Here is a 19177-nt window from a genome sequence, read left to right on the forward strand (position 1 = left end):
CTCATGGTCGACACCGGCTTCGCCGCCGTCGTCCGTGCGTCAGCAAACGATATCTCCGATCGGCAACGTCGCGACATACTCGAAATGACTGCGCAGATGATGGGCCAATGGATAGCAGGAGAAGTCACAGCCAACTCGGATCGATAACACGGCACCAACCCACGAAACTAATGCGTTGTTCTCCAGGCCCGGAACGGCAGGGATGGGGCTGCTTGCGTCGGGTGGAGGCTCGCCACAGTTGGCGGCTTCGCCGTTCCACAAGCGCCGAGACAAGCACTGCTCGCTGCGCATGAGCAGCGAAATGGACTGGTAACCGAGCAATCATCTGCCGGAGCCTCGCACCATCACCGAGATCGCAGGAGGTTCGTAATGGTTGCCGAGGTGAACACGCCGTGGTGCTCGGCCGAGTTGCCGTTCGCGGTTCTGTACCTCTACGGACCCGGCGGCGTCGGCAAGACCACGCTGCTCGCCGAACTCGACGAGGTGGCAGAAGCCGCGAGCGTAACCACCACCCGGGTGGACGGAGGTGCCATCGAACCTTCGCCCGCTGCCTTCACAGCCGCCTTCTGTGCAGCAGCGGTCCGTGGTATTCGTCGACACCTTCGAACATCTCGCACCACTGGAGGATTGGCTGTGTGAGACATTCCTCCCGGCGTTGTCCACGAATGTCTTGATGGTGATCGCTTCTCGTCGGCCGCCTGCGGGCCGCTGGTCCGACGACCCCGGCTGGCGGGAGCTGTTGCGCGTGGTTTCCGTACGCAACCTCGCACCCGAGGATGCCCGGGCCTACCTCAGGATCGCCCAGGTGCCCGCGGCTCGACACGACCGCATGATGACGCTCACCCATGGCCATCCTCTGGCATTGTCGCTATTAGTCGACGTGTTGACCCAAACCGCCGGGGCCTTCCCGATGAGCCTGGTCGACGCCCGACGCGGTGCGCGCGTTGCTCGCCCGCTTCCTCGATTCTGTGCCGAGCGCACGCTATCGTGCCGCGCTGGAGGTATGCGCGCATGTCCGGTTCACCACCGAAGCCCTCTTTCGGGCAGCGCTCGACGAACCGGACTGCGCCGACCTCTTCGATTAGCTGCGTGGGCTCGCGATTATCGAATCCGGCCCGCTGGGGCTCGCGCCGCACGAGATCGCCCGCGACGTTCTCGACGCCGACCTGCGCTGGCGCGACCCGCAGGCCTATCTCGCTGTGCATCACCGACTTCGCGCGCACCTGCTCGAGGTGCTCGACCTCACGGCCGCGCACGGGCGGCGGTCGGTCGCCGACCTTGTCTTCCTGCACCGGCACAACCCGACCATCTCCGCGTACTGGGATTGGTCGAGTTTCGGCCTGACCTTTCCCGACATCCTGGCGATGACCAAGCGGCATCAGGGGCCCGAGCAGGCCGAGTTGGTCGACTTCTGGCTGACCCGTTACCCGAACCTCCATCGAGACCGCCCGGATCTGGCTGGTCACACTCACCCCCCTCATAGTCGCGGCGTCCAGCATCGTCGTAGCGATCCTCAACCGCTGACGCGAACCGTGTGCCTTGCGCACACGGCCTGGCGTTGCCCGCTAGCCCTAGCTATCGGGCAATGGTCCGCCTGCCGTGCCGATGCCGGTGGCAAACCTCTGAACAGTGCCCGCGCGTGACGGGATGCGGAAGCTGTCGTAGACGATCATTGCCAGCATGAACTTCGCACTGGACGGGTTCGGTGGGTTCGTGCGCTTCTCCGAATTGCCGGAGGCGGACGTGCCTGCCGAACCTGGTGTGTATGTAGTCGTCGGGCCCACGGAGACCGCTCCGGTCTTTCTGTCGGTCAGTCCTGCTGGATGGTTCAAGGGCAGAGACCCCACGTTGCCGGTGGACGAGCTCCAGGCGGCGTGGGTGCCGGGCGAGCCTGTGCTCTACATCGGCAAGGCGGCGGGTGGACAGTCAGGGAAACGCGGGCTGCGTAAACGGCTCGACGAGTACCGCCGACATGGTGCCGGTCAGCCGGTGGGCCACTGGGGCGGGCGGATGATCTGGCAGCTGGCCGACAGCAGCGAGCTGTTGGTCGGCTGGCGGACCACCGACGACGTGCTACGGAGAAGGTCATGATCGCCGACTTCGTCGCGATCTACGGCCAGCGGCCCTTCGCCAACCGCGCCGGATAGTAGGGGTTGGTACGAAGCCGCTCGCTGCCAGGATTCGCGACACGTTTGTTCGACGTCGCGACAGGCTCGGCGGCCGTGGTCGTCGATGTTCGAAGTCATTTTCAGTAGTGTGCGAAGTCCTGTTCAGCTGCGAGGTGACGCCTGATTGTCGAAATGGCCTGGTCTGCGGTAAGGACAGCACGGGAGGCAGTTGAAGGTGTGCGGGATCCAGGTCTGGGTGTCGGTGCGGTGCTGGTCGGGAATTCGTCGCGCTCGCCCGGCCGGCGGGTGCGGTCGCGGTGACGGTGGACTTGGATTCGGACCCGGCGCACCGGTGGGGCCGGAGGGGCTTCTTCGAAGGGCGCGGGTTCGTCCCGGTCGATGGCAGTGCGTTGTATTTTCGTTTACCGCTGTGATCGGCCGCAGCGCAATCGCCACGGCCATGCCGGCCCGGGCGAAAGTATCGACGTGTTGCCGCCGACCGGCACCTTCACGCCTGCCTCGCTCGACGAGGAACCAACCTGTGGCTCACCGTTTGTGAAAGCATTGTCGCTTCCGCCTGAAGACTGACCCTCTGATTCCGGGTGAATGCTGACCCACCCGTGAACGATCATGAGGTGCTGAACGTGGAGGACTGGGCGGAGATCCGCCGGTTGCATCGCGCTGAAGGTATGGCCATTCGCGCGATCGCTCGTCGGATGAAGATCTCGAAGAACACGGTGAAGAAGGCGCTGGGCTCCCACGAGCCACCGCAGTACCATCGCAAACCGCGAGGCTCGGCGGTCGACGAGTTCGAACCGCTGATCCGGGCGGTGTTGGCGGAGTTCCCGGACATGCCCACGACGGTGATCATGGAACGCGTCGGCTGGCAGCGCGGCAAGACCGTGTTCTTCGAGCGGGTCGGGCAACTGCGGCCATTGTTCAAGCCGGTGGACCCGGCGTCGCGGACCGAGTACCAGCCCGGTGAGCTCGCCCAGTGCGATCTGTGGTTCCCGCCGGCGTAGCGGCTCGGATTCGGTGTGCGCTTCGGACTACGCCTGGGCATGCCGCACCGACCCGATGAGTTGGCTACGAGTCTCGCCCAGCACGCGGCATCGCCAACAGTGCTCGCGATAGATCTCGTTGCCGCACCGTCCGAGGCCGGGGCTGTTGATCCCCTGATCGATGCACGGACCCGTACCTGGCCATGCGCTCCGGGCGATCAGCGTAGTGACGGTTGAGCGCTGCTCTGTGTCGAGCTTGCTTGCCGCTGCCGAGGCCGAGGAGGCACAGCTGGTGGTCGCGCGTCGCGAAATACTCAGTTTGTACATCGGGCACCTTGTTGACTGTTGCCCGATCAACGACTCTTCCCCCTCAAGGAAACCCGAAATCGGGAGGTTTCGCCAGTAACAGCCCAATGGATGTCGCGGAGCTCTTGTGCCAACCGCTTAGAGGCGTTGCTCGCAGCGCTGGTACCTCGGTCGGTGCCGGAGCCGTCGTTCGCCCGGGGAGCGGAACCGGCAATGCAGAGGCTGTGGAGCGGCTGGCCGGTCCCTGCTCTCATGCTCGAAGACCGGCCAGGATCAGTTGCAAACCGGCGCGAAACCCCTCGTGGGTCGCTGTCGGCTGCGACGGTTGCGACTTCGATCAGCTTGGGGAATCGATCGGGAGGCAGGGCTGCGATGCGGTCGGTGACAGCCTCGGGGGTGGTGGCCGATAGTGGGCTCGTGAGCTCGGCTTGGGCGAAGCCGGAGATGTACCCCGACACTGTGCGAAAGGCGATGAGCAGGTCGCGGCCCGACCGGCCGCTGTGGGACAGCGCCTGCAACAGGGCCTCGGCGGGGGTGAGGGTGGCGACGTCGGAACTGCGGCGAGTCAAGATCAACGGGGATCGCGTGGGGGTGGGTGCGTACTGCCGACCACATTCCCTGGGCGATCGCCGCCACCTGCGCCGCCCAGTCATTGGCGGTCGCTGGGGGCGCATAAAATATGCCGCCGATACTCGACCTGCGCGCCGTCTGCCGCGCCTCCGCGGTCCGCTGCATCTACCGCTACGCCGGGGATCCGGCCGCAGGACAATCCGACGCGATAGTGTCCGCCGTGGGAGGCCGAGGGCATCGACGGGGATCCCAGCCGGTTGAAAAGTACATTCCCCGAGTAAACTTCGCTTCCGCCCCGGATGACGCCGCCACGGCCCCCAATCAATTCGCCTGCCAGGTCGGTTGCGGCAACGCAGTCCGCACCGACAGCCATGCCCGCGCGGCACGCGACTACGCCGACACACTCGACCGCCAAGCAGCCCATCTGCCCGAGCCAGCAGGTAAACGTTTGCGCCTCAACGCAACACGAATGCGTGATCTCGCCGACGCTCATGATGCCGAGGCGCTTCCCGGCACCGAGGTCGTGGCATGACCGGGCCGCGCGACGACGAGCGAACCCGCATTCGCGCCGCGATCGACCGACTCCTCGCCGGCCAACCCGAACTCTCAGACGGCAGTCTCGCCGTGGTCTCTCTGGCGATCGAGGCCGACGTCCACCGCATGGCCCTGCAGAAACGCCACGCCGACCTGAAAGAGGAGTTCTACGCACGAGTGCGCGCTGAAACCAACCAGCCGCCCGATTCCGAGAAACGCCTGCGCAGTGAGGTCACTCGGCTGAGAAGGGCGCTCAATGAATCCCGCGCGGCCGAAACGGAATCCCGCCACCGCGCCGAACAGATCGTGCTCGCCACCGCTGTGCTCCTGCAACAGAACCGCGGCGGATCGACGAACCCGCAACACATCGCGGCGGTACTGCCACTGCGGCCTTCACCCGGGTCCACGGGGGACACGCACGATCAGTGCGCGAAGTCGCCGCGGAACCGCGGCGACCACAACTAGGATCGACGACGTCTGACGCGAGAAGCACCCCGGCCGAGAGCGCCAAATGATCTCGCTGACGGCCGTTACCGAGGCATTCGACATTTCCCGGTTCGGCACCGACTACGTGAAAGGATGTGCACCATGCGCTCTGGCGGCTGCTTGTGCGGCAACATCCGGTATCAGGCGTCAGGCCAGCTGTCGTTCGTCCACTTGTGCAGCTGTGATCACTGCCAACGGCTGTCCGGTAGCCCCGTCATGTCGTGGCTCGACTTCCCCCGCGAAGGTTTCGAATGGACCGGGCCGGGCGGAGAACCGGTCTGGTACAACACTTTCCCAGACTCCCAGCGCGGGTTCTGCGGTGCCTGCGGAAGTTCGGTGGCCGCCCAGGACGACGGTACCGCCGAATTGGTCGGCGTCACCCTGATGAGCCTCGATGATCACACCGGCTTAGTGCCCGAGCGACAGAGCTTCCGCCCCAACGCTGTCCCGTGGCTTCCGATCGTCGGCGCACAGGACTGACACGCGCGAGCAGTTCGGATCACCAGGGCGGTCGGATTCACCAGCACGGTGGCTGGGTGCGTCTCCGTAACAGTTTCGGTCAGCTGTTCGAAACCACGGCCAGAAGGTACTCACGCCCACCGAGGAGTTCGTTGAACGAGTTCGAGTCGACCGCCAAGGCGTTCGTAACAGTCTGCTTCGAAAGATTGCGAGCAGAAGGAGCGATCCTGACGTCTACATCCCACAGACATCTCCAGGCCGGCCTCGACTTCGAAATCTCCCCGATCGAGAAGCTTCCGGAGTATGCGCGGCTCGCGAAATCGGTGATTTCGGCGGCGGCTGACGCCATCCGCGATAGCTACCAGGGTTCCGGCGGGCCGCAGTTCGCGGCCTCGTTGCTGCTGACGAGTGAGGTCTCCGGTAGATCGGTTTAACGACCAAGAAAACCGGAGACCTCGTGACCGGCGTAGCGGTGATCAGGCGGGCGGATCTGACCGATGCTCAGTGGGCGCGGTTGGAGCCGTTGCTGCCTCGTCGCAAGAAGGCGGGCCGTCGCTGAAGTGGGATAAACGGCAGCTCATCGATGGGATCCGGTCGCGGCCCCAGGCCGGGAACCCGTGGCGGGATGTGCCGGTCGTGTTCGCGACACGCGATGGTCGCGATACGACGCGCCGGTAGCAAAGTTTGATACTTCAGGGATGGTGGTAGCCGGGTAGTGGTGGTGAAAGCCACCGCCCGGCGGGGGGTTCGGTGCCGGGTGAAAGAACGTATCAGGGCTTTCCGTCCGGCGTTTTGTTTCTTGTCTCGAACGAACGAATTGTTTCCTCAGTTCTCGCTGTGACCGCCGTTGCGGAGGGTTCGTAGAAAGCGAAAAGGATTCGGCGCGCCTCACGGGTGCACGCCGGCCCACCCACTCGCCAGTAGACAACGACCGGAGGAACAAAATGACCATTCGTGAAGAGAACGCGTTGACCGGTGCCGAACTGGAGCAGGCTCTGGCCCGGGCGGCGCAGTTCTATCCGACGCTCGAGGAGGTCGACTCGGCCCCTGAGCTGTATGCGCCGAAGCCGAAAGAAGCGGCCGACATCGACAAGATGATCAAGAAATCGAAAATCGATCTCGGGATCACGACACCCATCCCGGCAGATGAAAAGAAAAACGTCAAACCGCTCCTGAGTTACCTGCAGAAGTATGAGGTGATCATGTCGAGCAGGATACGCAACGACGTACTGAAAGCGGTCAAGGAGAAAGGGTACGCGGAGGGGCGGAAGACGTTCTACAAAAGTGAGGTGTGGGAGGCGGCTTTTCTGCAGCTGCAATATTTGTCGTATCGGTCCAACGTCGTCTACACGTTCAGACACGAGGGGGCGGGTGTGGAGATCCCGACCGCGATGGTCAAGGCCTTGATCGGTGCCACCGCCGGTAACAAGCTCGTTGCCGCGAACGAGTTCAAAAACTTTCTGACCCAGCAGCAGAAAAGCCTTTCGGTCGACGTAGAGGCTGGTGGCGACTATCTGGGGATGAACATCTTGTCGCCCTGCATCTTCATGGAGCCGATCGCCTCCAATATGGATCTCCTCGTGGGGCAGATCAGCCTTTTCATGTTCGATCAGGAAAACACCAAGAAACTCGTCAAGGCCAACTGCGCTTCCGCTCACCATGTGAAAGTCGAGGCGAAGGCGACGAGGATCGATACCAGGTTCCCTGTCTCCTTCCTGGACAGCCCCAATGACAAGAAGAGGATAGACAAGTGGATGGACGAGCGGCTGGACAAGATCGCCGAAGCCGCCACGAAATTCGAACAGTTCGAAGCGAAATCTTCCTGAACGGATCAACTGTCCGTTATCCCTGTCTACGAAGGAGTCGCGGTGACCGTGAAACAGAAGACGTCGCAACCGAGTGTGGTCGCGGTGGACCGCACGTATCAGACGACGGGTAAGGGAGCCTCATACCTCACTCTCGCCTATGACCGTGCGACCAGTACCGACAGTCCTATGCTGCGCGCGTTGCGAACGTGTGCGATCTTCGCCGCCGATGGCGCCTCTTTGCAGAAGAACCCGCACGCGCCGGAGGTTTGGGCCGACCTCTTCGGCCGCCTGGGCCTTCTCGCGCTGGGGTCCTCCGATCAGAAGTTGAGGGAACCTCCCGCGTCGACCGCGGCGAAGTTCGCCGACCTGTGGCTGCCCGCACCGGCCGCCACCACCGGCACCGGTGAGGTTTCGTGGCCATTGACTCTGCTGGTCGGCTCCCTGGCCGCCGCGACATTGCCCACTCTGCGGCAGCGGTACTGCACCACCCTGCTGAGCCTGACCCTCAAGCCCGGCGCCGGCGCCACCGTGGAAGGACTCGTCGACCTCACCGTCATCGACGCGGGCGCGGCGCCCGGCGCCGGTTCGGCGCCGGGGTCGATCACCCACACGGTCGAGCGATTCTCGGGAACCCTGGATTCCGAACGACTGAAGAAGAAGGTCTGGGCGGATCTCGAGAAAAAATATGTGACACCGGAAAATCTCTCGGCTCTGCACAAAGCACCGAATTACCGGTACTACGAATCCCGCTGAACCGACCCGGATCGCTCGAGGAGGTAGTTGTGAGCCAACCAGTGACCAGGCAATCACCGAAAGTCCTGGGAAAGCACGGGGTAGCGACCACGACCGTCTGCTCCGTCGGAAAATTCCTGCCAGGCTCCGGCGGATGGGACACTGCCGACGCTCTCACCGCCGGCGCGCAACCCGTCGAATTTCCGAAAATGGAGGATTTGCGGAAGGAGACGAAGCGCCGACTAGCAATAGTTGACAAGCTACTACTGCTATTGACCCGTAGAATGTATGAGAAGATCACTCCGTCTCAATTTCCCCGGAGCATCGCGGAGGCATCCAGATTCGATTCTTGGGGTAACCTCTTCGCCGAACCATACGAGTTGGAACCCGATAAGAAATACAACGTCGTGAGTTTTCAACATGATCAGTATGCGCGTTTGAGGCAAGTCCTGACAGGCGATGGATACGAAAAGGATGTCAGTTATTTCAAGACGCCACACGACAGCCTGCGGTCGTTGCTGGGCGTCAAACCTTACTCGGTCAGTGACATGCTCAAACTATCGGACTCGATGCAAGCCTCGGTCCGGAAGGGGGCGCCGATTCCCGAGATGACAAGAATTGTCACAGTACTGAACTTGACGACGGCCGATAAATGGGGACGATTCAAAACCTACCTCGGCGTCGCTGAGCAGGAGTACACGCCATTCGTTTCTCAGAGGAGAGTAAAGGATCCCAAAAAGGCCATGGTCGAAACACGGATACAGACCTTTCCGTTGAAGGAGGAATACCTCAAGGTCGGCGACAAGCACTACGTTTTGCTTCAAACGAATCTGAACCGTGACCTCGAGTATCAACTCGAGGGGTCCCCCTTTTATCAGAGCCACATATTTTAGTGCGGCTGCACCTGTGTGCGGAACCGCCGGGCGCTGCTGTGTCACCCGGCGGAGCCGGTGCCGCTGCTGACCCGCTACGACACCAACGACCGCAGCTGGTCCGAGCCCATGCCGTTTCTGTTCCAACGCCAATACGGCAGCCTGCGCACCGTCGCCAGCCCCGGCACCATCCAGGGCTGGCTCACCAGCGCCTGCCGCGAGCTCCCGCTCTGCGTTCCTTGGACCAGGGGTGGTCTTGATTACCAAGGACGGGGGCAAGGCAGAAATCCAAACTCGGAGTTGAGAAGGGTCAGAAGAAGAGAAAGATATGTGCGTTCACGGTGCGCGGGTGGGCGAGGGCGGAGGGCGTACCCTCCCCCACCTACCGCGCACCGCCGGGGGGTAATCGGCTGCTGTTCAGCACACCCCGATCGTCATTAAAATCGGGGTGCAGTTCGGCGGCGGTTGGCGCTTCTGGCGCTTCTGGGAGTCGGGCGGGCGGGCGTCGAGGGCATCGGGGGCATCGAGGTGGTCGTCCCCGCTCGGAACCATGTGTCTGCTGGAATCGGACTGGGCGTCCTCACCTTGTGTTCGAGGGTCGGAATGGGTGGCGAGTTCGGCACCTGGAGCCGCGAGGACCGTGGCGGCCGGGCCGAGGACGACCCCGGCCGCCATGGCGGTGACGAGTATTGCGCGAAGACTGTTTGCCACTGTCGAACTCCCTTGTTCTCAGGGGTGAAGCAGGACAAAACGGACCCTAACCGCAGTCGGTCACCCCACCGGCGATGAGCGCGTAACCCAGCGTTTCCGACTTGCGCCATCTACTCCTGACCATCGTTTTCCGAACAGCAGCTCCCTGTCGCGTGACCGCACCAGTGTGTGGTCTCCGCAGCTGATGGGGCCACGAGTCCGGGGCTCCCGGAGCGCGGTGCGCCGGGAAGTCCTGTCTGCGCCTCAGGTGGCGGGACGGGAGCACACTGTCATGCCGGATGCCGGGCATGTGTCGATCGACGCGTCGACTTTAAGGAGAAAGGACTCGAGCGGGCTGTTGAATCTCAACCGTTTGGTACGTAAAAACCCGAACTTGAGGATCGGGAAGGTTCGACTTGCAGGGGTCCGCACGCCCCGGGTTCTGGGGCGTGCGGACTGATTGCAAGGAGTTACCAAAGGTACTCTTCCCACGCGTTCGCGGGGGGCTTCTTTGCGAAGATCTTTCGCAGGGCAGCAATCATGGTTGTCACCTCCTTGGCGTGCTCGGTTGACTCCGGTCAAGGATTGTGGGGGGCGCGGTGCATGGTGAAGCGGCGGGTGGTGGCGGCGCTGGTCACGATCGGACGGGTGTCGGCGTGACTGACGCGCGCGCCGATGTCGGTGCTCAGCGCGGTGACCACTTCGGTGATGATCTGTTGTGCCAGCGCTGCTCCCGAGCATCCGAGCGGACCGGAGCTGAAAGGCAGATAGGTCCCACACGAGCTTGGTTCGCTCCAGCGTTCGGGGCGGAATGTGTGCGGGTCACCCCATTCGGGTCCGTGGTGGAGCAGGTAAGGACACACCGAGAGCACCTCACCGGGTGTGAACGAGTTGCCGGCGAACTCACCGGGGGCCGGGACGGGCCGTCCGACCATCCACACCACGGGCCGGTGTCGAAGTGCTTCGCGCACAACCCAACTACTGGGCCAGGACCAGGGCCAGGGTGAGTGGTGCTGGTGGAGGCTTGCCAGCAACATCGTCCAGGCCACCGAATGGCCGAGGGTCGCGACGGTCGAGCGCAGCGTCATCAGCAGCAGTTCTGCGGCTGCCCGGTCGGTGTCCTGCCCGGTGTACTCAACGATCGCGGCGTCGAGCACATCTCGCGGGGGCCCGTCACCGGGGCCGCTGCGGCACCGGTCGCGCACCTCTTGACCGACCGCGGCGATCAGTGTGGCGCCCAGCCACTGGGCTCGTGCTCGCTGCCATGCCCGCTGCGGGCGGATGGCGACACCGGCCCGGACGAACTGCTCGACGGCTGCCCGGGCGGCCGGGCGGCTTTGCGGGTGCAGCAGCTGATCGGCCAGACACGTGTGGACCAGTTCGACACCGGTACCAGGCCAGGCGCTGGCCGAGGGCAGTTGTGCTACCGCCTCGGCGGCGGTAGCCCGACAGCTGGAAAGTCCTTCCCGCAGCACCGTGCGCATCCCGGCACCGAAACCGAGCTGACTCGACCGGGCAGGCAGTAGCCGTTCGAAAAGCCCGCCCGCGCCCCCGGTGAAACCGGGGTCGTGTAAAACCCGCAACGCCAGCTCCGGATCGCTCACACACCAGCCACCCCACGGCAACGCGAACACCCCACCCGAAGCACGCCCAGCTAGATCCTCGACAAACCGCAACGGGTCGCGCCGGAACATCCGCATCTGCGTGTAGCCCATAACACGACCTCTCCCGAGCGGGTTGAGCCTCATGTCAGCTGGACACAGGCTGTGTAACCGATATCCACATCCCCAAACAAGCCGATCAACCCGTCCGGAAAACAGTGGCAGCATTCCGTCTGGTCAATGACCGCCCATACACAAGCACGGACCGCTCTAGTCTGACGGCCACGCGCCCCAGACCATCAGGCCGTAGCCCACTACGTTCTGTACGAGATCCTGGGCAACGCAACGGATCTGCCGATCACCGAGCACGCGACAGATACCCATGGCGTCACGCTCGTGAATTTCGGATTGTTCGACTTGCTGGGGTTGCAGCTGTCCCCGCGGATCCGGGACCTGGGCAAGATCACCCTGTACCGGCCGGTCCCGCGCGCCGAGGCCGAAGCCCGATTCCCGCGCGCCGGACCGCTGCTGACCCGCAAGGTGAACCTGGAGTTGCTCGCAGAGCACTACGACGATCTCCTGCGGCTCGCCGGATCATTGAAGTTCGGGCACGCGACCGCGTCCCTGCGGCAAGCTGTCCGCGTCCGGCCGTCAGAACGCCCTGGCTGCGGCGCTCAAGGAATACGGCGCGCTGCGGCGCACCATCTACGCCGCGAAATACCTCTCGGATCCGGATTACCGGCGCCGTATCGCCCGCCAGCTCAACAAGGGCGAATCCCTGCACGCGCTGCGCCGCGATCTGCTGTATGCGCATGAAGGCATGATCCGTGGCCGTCACCTCGAGGCCCAGACCGAACAAGCCTGGTGCCTGACCCTGGCGACCAACGCCGTAATCGCCTGGACAACTGAGTATTACGGGCTCGCGGTCGAACAGATGCGCCGCACCGGACGACGGAGCGATGACGAGGTACTTGCCCACATTTCTCCGGCGCACAGTGAGAACATCAATTTCTTCGGCGCGATCGAGGTCGACATCGATGCTGAACTCGCCCAGCTCGGCCCCACCGGGTACCGGCCGCTACGCGTGCGCGACACCTTTTCTGACCACTGCTATCTCAGCGGATAACCTCGGAACCCGGGACCGAACTCAGCGGATAAGGGGAGCACGCCGAAATGGCCGCCAACACTCACACCGGGCCCGCGTCGAGCCGCCCGTCGATGCCCACGAACCCGCACTGGGTCGGCAGCCAGACGCTGTGGCACTACCTGACCGTGCTCGGCGCGATCACGATCGAGCACAGCGACCACACTCCCGGCGACTGGCGTATCTACGAACCCGACGACCTCGACGAACCCGGCGAGGAGATCGCCGAGCTGTCGGGCACCGCCCTGTCCGACCTGACCGCCGCCGGGATCCGCGTGCAGCACCGCGACGGCACCGACTGGCGACCGCTCACCACCCGGTGAACGCGACCGTCACCCCGGTGCACAGCCCACCCGCCGACATCGTGGCGGCCGCGCGCCACGCCCTCGATCAGGCGCACCGCTACCTCGACCGATGCAAGCTGGCCGCCAACACCGTCACCGCCTACCGCCGCCAGACCAGCGCCTACGTCGCATGGCTGCACACCCGCGCCGCTGAGCACTCCGACGCCTTTGCCGATGCCGTGGGCGCGGAGGCTGCGGTCACCGCGTGGCGTCGGCATCTGCTGCGCGCCAAGAAGTCCAGCCCTGCCACGATCAATCAGGCCCTGGCCGCGGTCACCCTGCTGTATCAGCGCAGCCCGCAATTGCACATCAAAGTCAAACGCGTCCGCGTGCCCCGCCCCGGCGAACCCGACGCCTTGTCTGTCGCCGACCAGGGCAAGGTCGAACGCGCCTCGCTGCGCCGCGGCGCGCGTGACGCCACCATGCCGTTTGTACCGGGACCCCTACTTCTGTTGGCCCTTCTCCCACTGCTCCTTTTGTTTTTTACACTGCGGGTTGTTGGGTATTTTGTAGCAGTATTGATACGGATTTTGCCAACCCGGAAAGCTGATTTCCGAGTTGGTGTCTCCCGAGGGCGCCTGGTCGGGGCCGGGTTCTGCTATGCGGGTGAGCACCGGCGCGGTATCAACGGTGCGGGCCTGGGCAGTCGCGGTTGCGGGTCGGCCCAGCAGGGATGTGGTGGGCACCAATAGTGCCGGGGTCAGGAGACCGGCCAGAACAATAGCGGTGGTGCGGTTCATCTGTAGTCCCTTCTTCGAAGCTTGAAGCGGGCACGTACGTTTCTGAACTGCGTTGTGAGCAAACCGGGTGTACCGCCAGGTGGCTGCGCTACACCTCCACGTCATCAATAGTTATCGACCTCGACCACAAGTCAGACGGGCCGCGACGCAGGGCAACATGTCCGCGAGTGCGGTTCACGCCATCGCAGGAGTAGGCAAGACGATCCGCGAACTGCTATTTCCGTTCAGCGGGTCGCTATGGGGATCGGCGTTTTGGCACCCGACTCAGGTTACACTACGGTGAATTCTGTTTTGTGGCGGCGGGCGTGGGTGTGCCGGTAACGATTTGATGCCGGTGGGTGTAGTGGTGAGAGCGGGTGGTATCCGCTTCTTCGTTATTGCGGAGTTCGATCCGTATGGTGTCTGCTTCATTCCTCGAAGAAGGGATTCCCGACTGATGAACCGCACCCCCGCTATTGTTATGGCCGGTCTGCTCACCCCCGCGGCATTACTGCTCACCGCCGTTCCCTTGTCGGCCGCACCAGCATCGGGCACTGCCCAGGTCCGCACCATCGATACGCGGCCACTGTCGACTCCTGCGGCAAACCTCGACCTGGCAGCACAACAACCCGACTTCGCCGAGCAACCCTCACCGGGCGAGGACGTCAACCGCCCGAACCGCCGCCGCCAGGCACCACCTGCTCCTCCCAAGAGCGACACCGCCCCTGACGAGACAGAGCCCCCGGCCTGGTGCCGGATACCAGAACTGGCGCGGGACTACCGGTGCTTCTGATCCGCTGACCCCCGGCACGAGGTGAACGAGCAGGCAGGGACCCCGGCGTACTGGCCAGGCGGTCCACCGCGGCCCGCCGCAGCGCACGAGCACTCGCGTCGACCACCTGCCGAACCTCCCGCCCTGGCACGCCACAATACGGCGTGCGGTCGTCCGGGCAACCACAAACGCCTACTGGACCTCGGTGTTATCCCACGCTGTCGCCCCGGGCCCTCAATGCGGCCAGGGGGGCATCCGCATGAACAGAAGCACTTGACAGGGAATTATGTAGCTGTGACCACTGTCAGTGCTTGTCCGGCAGCCCGGTGATGTAGTGGGTCGATTTCCCCCGCGAAGGATTCGAATGGACCGGACCCGGCGGACAACCAACCTGGTACAACACATTTCCTGATTCCCAGCGCGGCTTCTGCGGCAACTGTGGAAGCTCGATCGCTGCCCAGGACGACGGTGACGCGGAACTGGTCGGCCTCACCATGATGAGCCTCGACAACCACTCGGATTTGACGCCCGAGCGGCAGAGCTTCCGCCCCAACGCCGTGCCGTGGCTGCCGATCGTCGGCGCCCAAGACTGAACGAGCCCGCAAGTTTTCGAAGCCCGGCCGATCGTCGACAGCGCTCGACGATCGGCCGGACTCGATCAGATGGGCTCCGCAGCGCGGCCACGCCTGTGCCCTGCAGTGTCGTGTCAGGGGGTGATCCAGAGAGGCTGAGTCCAGGAACGGTTCAGTTTCTGAGTGTTGTCCCAGTCGTAGCTTTGGTCCCAGTTGTCTTCTTCGCCGATACTTTTCCATCCGGGGCCTCGACCGACGCATTCGAAGCGGATGTAGGTGGGATCGAGGAAGTTGTGCTTCGGGTCGGGGTCTGGAAGTGGGAATGTGGTGGTGAAGCTTCGAGACTGCCCTGGCGTGGAGTTGGTAGGCGTCTTCTGATCAGGTTCGATAGTCAGGCGGGGGCTGCCGCCCACGATCGCGTAGACGATTTCGGCGTCGGTGTCGATTCGCACCCTTTTCCCGTCTGCCTCGACGGTGACGTCATAGATCGTCACGCCCTTGGCAGCCGGGCGACGCAGCTCGTTCTTCGGGTTCTCCGGACCGGCTGGCTTGTTCGCATCCCTGGGGTCGGAGACGGCGGAGAAGTAGAACGCACCATTGCTGATGGCGCGCATCAGATCATTCACATCCGGCTTCGGCTCGACCTGCTTGTCCTGGTCCAACCAGACCTTGATCCAGGACACGCCCACGTCACGCTCGGCGACACTGCAGCAGCCCGCCACACCCCACACCCGTGTACCCGGCACCAACTTGCCTTCGTCATCCCGGTCGACCGGCTTGAGCAGGCGGTCCCAGAGGTGGAACGCGAACGGACTGTACTTCCCGGCGGAATCCTCGAAAGCATGCGGACGCTGCATCCACCAACTGTTCACGATCTCGAGCGCGTCGATGTTCTTGCTGTCCAGAATGTTCTTCTCGCGGCCGTCGACCTCCCGGGGAAACTGGGGGTGCAGCTGTGTGATCAGCTGGTGTGGCTTGCCCGGGGTGGCGTCGTTGCGTTCGGGGTCCTTTCGGGCGCGATCGATGATCTGATCGAGGGTGAAAAGACCGGTACTCGGGTCCGGTGCCTGGTAGCGGGGGTCACCGGACGGGTTGATATGACCGAGGTGCTGGTCGGTTTTGACGCGGACGCCATCGAGCTCCACGCCGGGAATGACAGTGACCCCGTGGGCGTCGAGATTGAGATCATTGATATCCTGCTGGGTGGTGTAGTCGTTCTGCTCGGAAAAGACAACGAATTCGTACCCAGCCTCTTTATAGTCGGCCAAGACTTCCTCGGGCGGGCGCGGCGTATCCTCTTCATGGTGCGTGGAGCCCGGATACATTTCTGCCACTGTGCTGTGGGCATGTAGCGAGCCCTTGAACCAGAAATTTTGATCGGCGGATGCGTCTTTGTACGGGTTCTCGATTGGCATGGGCACAGATGCTAGGGCTGTGACCAGCAACTTCTACCGCGTTGTGACATCAGCTCGGCGTGTCGGACGGTGGGACGAGTACGGGTTCGAGAACTCGACGAGGACGAAGGACAGCGGCTGGTACGGATCGTCCGGCGTGGCAGCGGCTAGGTGGTGGGCTGGCACCGCATCCGGATGAAAACCTTGTCGGCGCAGGGCATTCCGGGCTCAAGATAGTCGAGGCCAGTTTCGCCAGCGTATTGCCAGGCTACTTCCCCTGCCCGGCAATCACATTCGGGACGTGACAACTCGCGGGCTGGCTGTTCAGGAACCGCCGGACCTCACGGCCTGCGCGAACCCGTTGTCCGCCAATCACTTCGTGGATCGGATAGCGGTGTGTAAGTGAATGTTTGGTCGGGATGTTGAATCAGCTGCCGGACATCACGAGTACGTACCCGTACGCGGGGGCGGGAATGGATTGTGTTCTTGTCTCCACTGCCAAAGTGTTTTGCTGGCCGCGGCGATGTCGTGGGTCGATCTGCCTCACTTCGGTTCCGAGCGGACCGATCCAGGCGGCGAACCGGTCGGGCACGGGCACCTTCCCCGGTCTTCATCGAGGTTGCGGAAGCTGCGGAGCTTTGTCGCTGCCTGCGACGTCGCCGCAGCGATCGGTGATGCGTGGACCGTAGTCAACGTCGAGGCAAGACCGGCTGGATCCGGATACCCGCAGGTGTCACGCGCGCAGAGCCGGACCGAGGAATGGTGATCCTTGCGCAAACAGTCAGTGTGTCGGTTTTCGGCAAATTTGTGGCGGAGGGAGTGACCGTAGTGAGAGGGTGTTTGGAGCCGCAGCAATTTGGCTACAGCCTCAACATCGAATTCCATCTCCCTAGACGGGTAAGTCTGAAGTGTCGTGTCGTTGGCATAGATGATGCCTTCCAGGCGTGGTCGGCGCGGTTGGGCATATGTGGCAGTTGTGGGGTTGTTGGGATCAACCGCACGACCGCGATCATGCCTGGAATCGGGATAGTCGCGTACAGGTAGTAGCAGAGAGCGTGAACAGTCGCCACCTGCGAGGAAGGTTGCGCGGCGATCAACATTGCGCCCCGTGAAGAGTGGACCGAAGCGAATATCACATCCGATAGGAGACCGAGGCTATGAGCACGTCCCCCGAAGATCGTGAACCGCTGGAAGAAGATTCGAAGACAAGCGCTGAGACGAAGCGGAACCTCGAAGTCGAGGCGGCATTCCCCGACGGCGAGAAGATGGTGGGTATCAACGACCCGATCAGGTCGCCCGAGGAAGAGTCTTGAACAGATCCACCAGGTTTCCCTGACGACTTCCCGCATCGGGCCTGTTCAGTCACGGATCTGAGGAGATTCGTGGTGGTCACAGAGGGGCCGGTGTGAACCGTTTGCGCTGACGATCCGTTCACCTCGTGGGTCGAGTCACTCACGGAGGTGATCATGCTCGTGCACCTTCGGCGCGGCCGAAAATTGGTGAGCGCGACGCTTCGAGAACTGTTACCGCGCCGGTCACGATCTGCGGTCGGCCTGCACTGCGACACCGTCTTCTCGAGGATTCTGCTCACAGGCTTGGGCTGAGAATCCTCCTACTCGAAGGGAGATCCAATGCCGAGGAATGTTCCCGAACTTCCCCCCACCCCCTGTATGGACGTGACCAAGAAGAACTGGGATAAATCTGTGGCGACCTGGTCGTTCCAGAATGTGGACAAATTTCTCAGAACTGTGCCCATTCCTCGGATCCACGATGACGACGACACCGCGACGCTGCCGGATGCGGACGGGGTGGACCGTGACGAGATCCGCGCTCTGGAAGTGACGCTCAAGAACGGCGAGCGCTGCTCGGTGAGCGAGATCATCCCAGCCACCGATACCGACGGCTGGATCGTGCTGCGTGACAACAAGGTGGTCATCGAGGAGTATCCCGGGATGACAGCGGAGACGAAACATCTGCTGATGTCGGTGACCAAGACACTGACCGCGACTGTGGCCGGGATCCTGATGGAAGAGAAAACGACCTCCGGCGAACACACGATCGAGCCCGACAAGGCGGTCGACGAGTATGTGCCGGACCTGGGTGCGGCGAACTCCGGTTACAAGGGCGCCAAAGTCCAGACAGTGCTCGATATGCGTAGTCTCATCAAATTCTCCGAGGGCTACCTCGATCCCACCTCCGAAGTGCGTGAGATGGACGGCGCGTCCGGGTGGGCGCCACTGCCCACCCCTACGTCACCGACAACGGTCAAACAGTTCCTCAGAAACATGACGCTGGCCACGGACCCGAAGCGGAAACCAGGCAGCTTCGAGTACCGCAGTTGCGAAACCAGTGTGATCGGCTGGGTCTGCGAGGCCGCCTACGAAAAGTCTCACGGCACGGACACACCCTTCGCGGAGATAGCTTCGGAGCTGCTGTGGTCGAAGCTGGGCGCACAGGACGATGCCTACATCACCGTCGATGAAGAGGGCACCGCGTCCTTTGACGGCGGCATCTGCGCCACTCTGCGTGATCTGGCCCGGTTCGGGGCCATGATCTGCGGCCTGGGTAGATCGGTTCGCGGCGATCGCGTGGTGTCAGAGAGTTGGGCCAAGGACCTCTTCGCGGGCGGGGACGCGCAGGCTTTCAAGGACGGTCCCCGCTATAAGGATCTGGAGATGGTAGATGGCAAGTTCCACAACATGTTCTGGTCGCCCTCGGCGGATCGTAATGTGGTCGTCGGCATCGGTATCCATGGCCAGATGCTCTACATCAACAAGGACACCAAGACGGTCGGGGTGAAGCTCTCCAGTTGGGCGTTGCCGGAGGAAGCTTGGAAAGGCGGGTGGAAAGGCTTCTCCGCATTGGCGGTTTTCGAAGCGATCGACGCCTATCTTTCCCAATCGGTCGCGCAGATCCCCGCCGGGGTAGCCGGCCGTTGAGTCCGTCACCTCGGTAGTCTCCGCCCGTCCGGTTGGTGACCGTAATGCCGGTGCACCTGAAAGCCGCTGGCAGCGGTCCTGCTGGACCGCCGCCAGCGCCGCGCGGTCTCGCGACGCCCGCGACCG

17 protein-coding genes and 3 pseudogenes are annotated in these 19177 nt (G+C 63.1%); 16 read left to right on the top strand and 4 right to left on the bottom strand.

The genetic code is table 11. The features are described 5' to 3' along the window. Positions 1-369 precede the first annotated feature (369 nt). Positions 370-639: a hypothetical protein gene (locus AB0I35_RS30680; protein WP_357399808.1), complete on the top strand. Its 270-nt coding sequence runs from the start codon at positions 370-372 to the stop codon at positions 637-639. 200 nt (positions 640-839) lie between these two features. Here the strand turns inward: AB0I35_RS30680 and AB0I35_RS30685 are convergent, their stop codons facing one another. Beyond that, positions 840-1466, bottom strand: a complete 627-nt coding sequence (locus AB0I35_RS30685) for a hypothetical protein (protein WP_357399809.1) — start codon at positions 1464-1466, stop codon at positions 840-842. 214 nt (positions 1467-1680) lie between these two features. On the opposite strand from AB0I35_RS30685, the gene AB0I35_RS30690 reads away from it, so the two are divergent. The 8 genes and pseudogenes from AB0I35_RS30690 to AB0I35_RS30725 all read left to right on the top strand — a co-directional run bounded on the left by AB0I35_RS30690 (position 1681) and on the right by AB0I35_RS30725 (position 8897). Next, positions 1681-2091 carry a hypothetical protein gene (locus AB0I35_RS30690; protein WP_357399810.1) on the top strand — a complete coding sequence of 137 codons (411 nt, stop codon included), beginning with the start codon at positions 1681-1683 and terminating at the stop codon, positions 2089-2091. Positions 2092-2743: 652 nt separating this feature from the next. Then, positions 2744-3124, top strand: a pseudogene (locus tag AB0I35_RS30695) (helix-turn-helix domain-containing protein); the annotation flags it as partial. Between the two features lie 1389 nt (positions 3125-4513). Continuing rightward, positions 4514-4984: a hypothetical protein gene (locus AB0I35_RS30700; protein ID WP_357399811.1), complete on the top strand. Its 471-nt coding sequence runs from the start codon at positions 4514-4516 to the stop codon at positions 4982-4984. Between the two features lie 123 nt (positions 4985-5107). Next, positions 5108-5485 carry a GFA family protein gene (locus AB0I35_RS30705; protein ID WP_357399812.1) on the top strand — a complete coding sequence of 126 codons (378 nt, stop codon included), beginning with the start codon at positions 5108-5110 and terminating at the stop codon, positions 5483-5485. A gap of 131 nt (positions 5486-5616) precedes the next feature. Continuing rightward, positions 5617-5898 carry a hypothetical protein gene (locus tag AB0I35_RS30710; RefSeq protein ID WP_357399813.1) on the top strand — a complete coding sequence of 94 codons (282 nt, stop codon included), beginning with the start codon at positions 5617-5619 and terminating at the stop codon, positions 5896-5898. A 510-nt stretch (positions 5899-6408) separates the two neighbouring features. Beyond that, positions 6409-7290, top strand: coding sequence for a hypothetical protein (locus AB0I35_RS30715; RefSeq protein WP_357399814.1), 882 nt, complete (start codon positions 6409-6411; stop codon positions 7288-7290). A gap of 42 nt (positions 7291-7332) precedes the next feature. Beyond that, on the top strand, positions 7333-8025 hold the full coding sequence (locus tag AB0I35_RS30720) for a hypothetical protein (RefSeq protein ID WP_357399815.1): 693 nt from the start codon (positions 7333-7335) through the stop codon (positions 8023-8025). 29 nt (positions 8026-8054) lie between these two features. After that, positions 8055-8897 (top strand): hypothetical protein, encoded by an 843-nt coding sequence (locus AB0I35_RS30725; protein WP_357399816.1) that lies wholly within the window; start codon positions 8055-8057, stop codon positions 8895-8897. 396 nt (positions 8898-9293) lie between these two features. Here AB0I35_RS30725 and AB0I35_RS30730 read toward each other — a convergent pair whose 3' ends face one another. Both AB0I35_RS30730 and AB0I35_RS30735 read right to left on the bottom strand, forming a co-directional pair. Continuing rightward, positions 9294-9587, bottom strand: coding sequence for a hypothetical protein (locus tag AB0I35_RS30730; RefSeq protein ID WP_357399817.1), 294 nt, complete (start codon positions 9585-9587; stop codon positions 9294-9296). Positions 9588-10144: 557 nt separating this feature from the next. After that, the gene (locus tag AB0I35_RS30735) at positions 10145-11281 is read right to left on the bottom strand and encodes a cytochrome P450 (RefSeq protein ID WP_357399818.1); all 1137 of its coding nucleotides are present in this window, start codon (positions 11279-11281) and stop codon (positions 10145-10147) included. Between the two features lie 195 nt (positions 11282-11476). Here AB0I35_RS30735 and AB0I35_RS30740 point away from each other — a divergent pair. The 5 genes and pseudogenes from AB0I35_RS30740 to AB0I35_RS30760 all read left to right on the top strand — a co-directional run. After that, positions 11477-12293 (top strand): annotated as a pseudogene (locus AB0I35_RS30740) (Tn3 family transposase); the annotation flags it as partial. Positions 12294-12340: 47 nt separating this feature from the next. Further along, positions 12341-12634 (top strand): hypothetical protein, encoded by a 294-nt coding sequence (locus AB0I35_RS30745; protein ID WP_357399819.1) that lies wholly within the window; start codon positions 12341-12343, stop codon positions 12632-12634. Further along, the gene (locus AB0I35_RS30750; protein ID WP_357399820.1) at positions 12631-13347 is read left to right on the top strand and encodes a hypothetical protein; all 717 of its coding nucleotides are present in this window, start codon (positions 12631-12633) and stop codon (positions 13345-13347) included. The genes AB0I35_RS30745 and AB0I35_RS30750 overlap by 4 nt, the downstream gene beginning before the upstream one ends. Before the next feature lie 484 nt (positions 13348-13831). Beyond that, positions 13832-14167 (top strand): hypothetical protein, encoded by a 336-nt coding sequence (locus AB0I35_RS30755; RefSeq protein ID WP_357399821.1) that lies wholly within the window; start codon positions 13832-13834, stop codon positions 14165-14167. 338 nt (positions 14168-14505) lie between these two features. Beyond that, positions 14506-14739: pseudogene (locus AB0I35_RS30760) on the top strand (GFA family protein); the annotation flags it as partial. A gap of 113 nt (positions 14740-14852) precedes the next feature. Here AB0I35_RS30760 and AB0I35_RS30765 read toward each other — a convergent pair. Continuing rightward, positions 14853-16133: a hypothetical protein gene (locus tag AB0I35_RS30765; RefSeq protein ID WP_357399822.1), complete on the bottom strand. Its 1281-nt coding sequence runs from the start codon at positions 16131-16133 to the stop codon at positions 14853-14855. Between the two features lie 1136 nt (positions 16134-17269). Between AB0I35_RS30765 and AB0I35_RS30770 the strand changes: the two genes are divergently transcribed. Both AB0I35_RS30770 and AB0I35_RS30775 read left to right on the top strand, forming a co-directional pair. Beyond that, on the top strand, positions 17270-17425 hold the full coding sequence (locus AB0I35_RS30770; protein ID WP_357399823.1) for a hypothetical protein: 156 nt from the start codon (positions 17270-17272) through the stop codon (positions 17423-17425). A 363-nt stretch (positions 17426-17788) separates the two neighbouring features. Next, a complete protein-coding gene (locus AB0I35_RS30775) occupies positions 17789-19051 on the top strand; it encodes a serine hydrolase (protein WP_357399824.1) in 1263 nt (420 codons plus the stop codon). Positions 19052-19177: the final 126 nt, after the last annotated feature.

This window comes from Nocardia sp. NPDC050378 (assembly GCF_040655675.1).
Lineage (GTDB): Bacteria > Actinomycetota > Actinomycetes > Mycobacteriales > Mycobacteriaceae > Nocardia > Nocardia coubleae.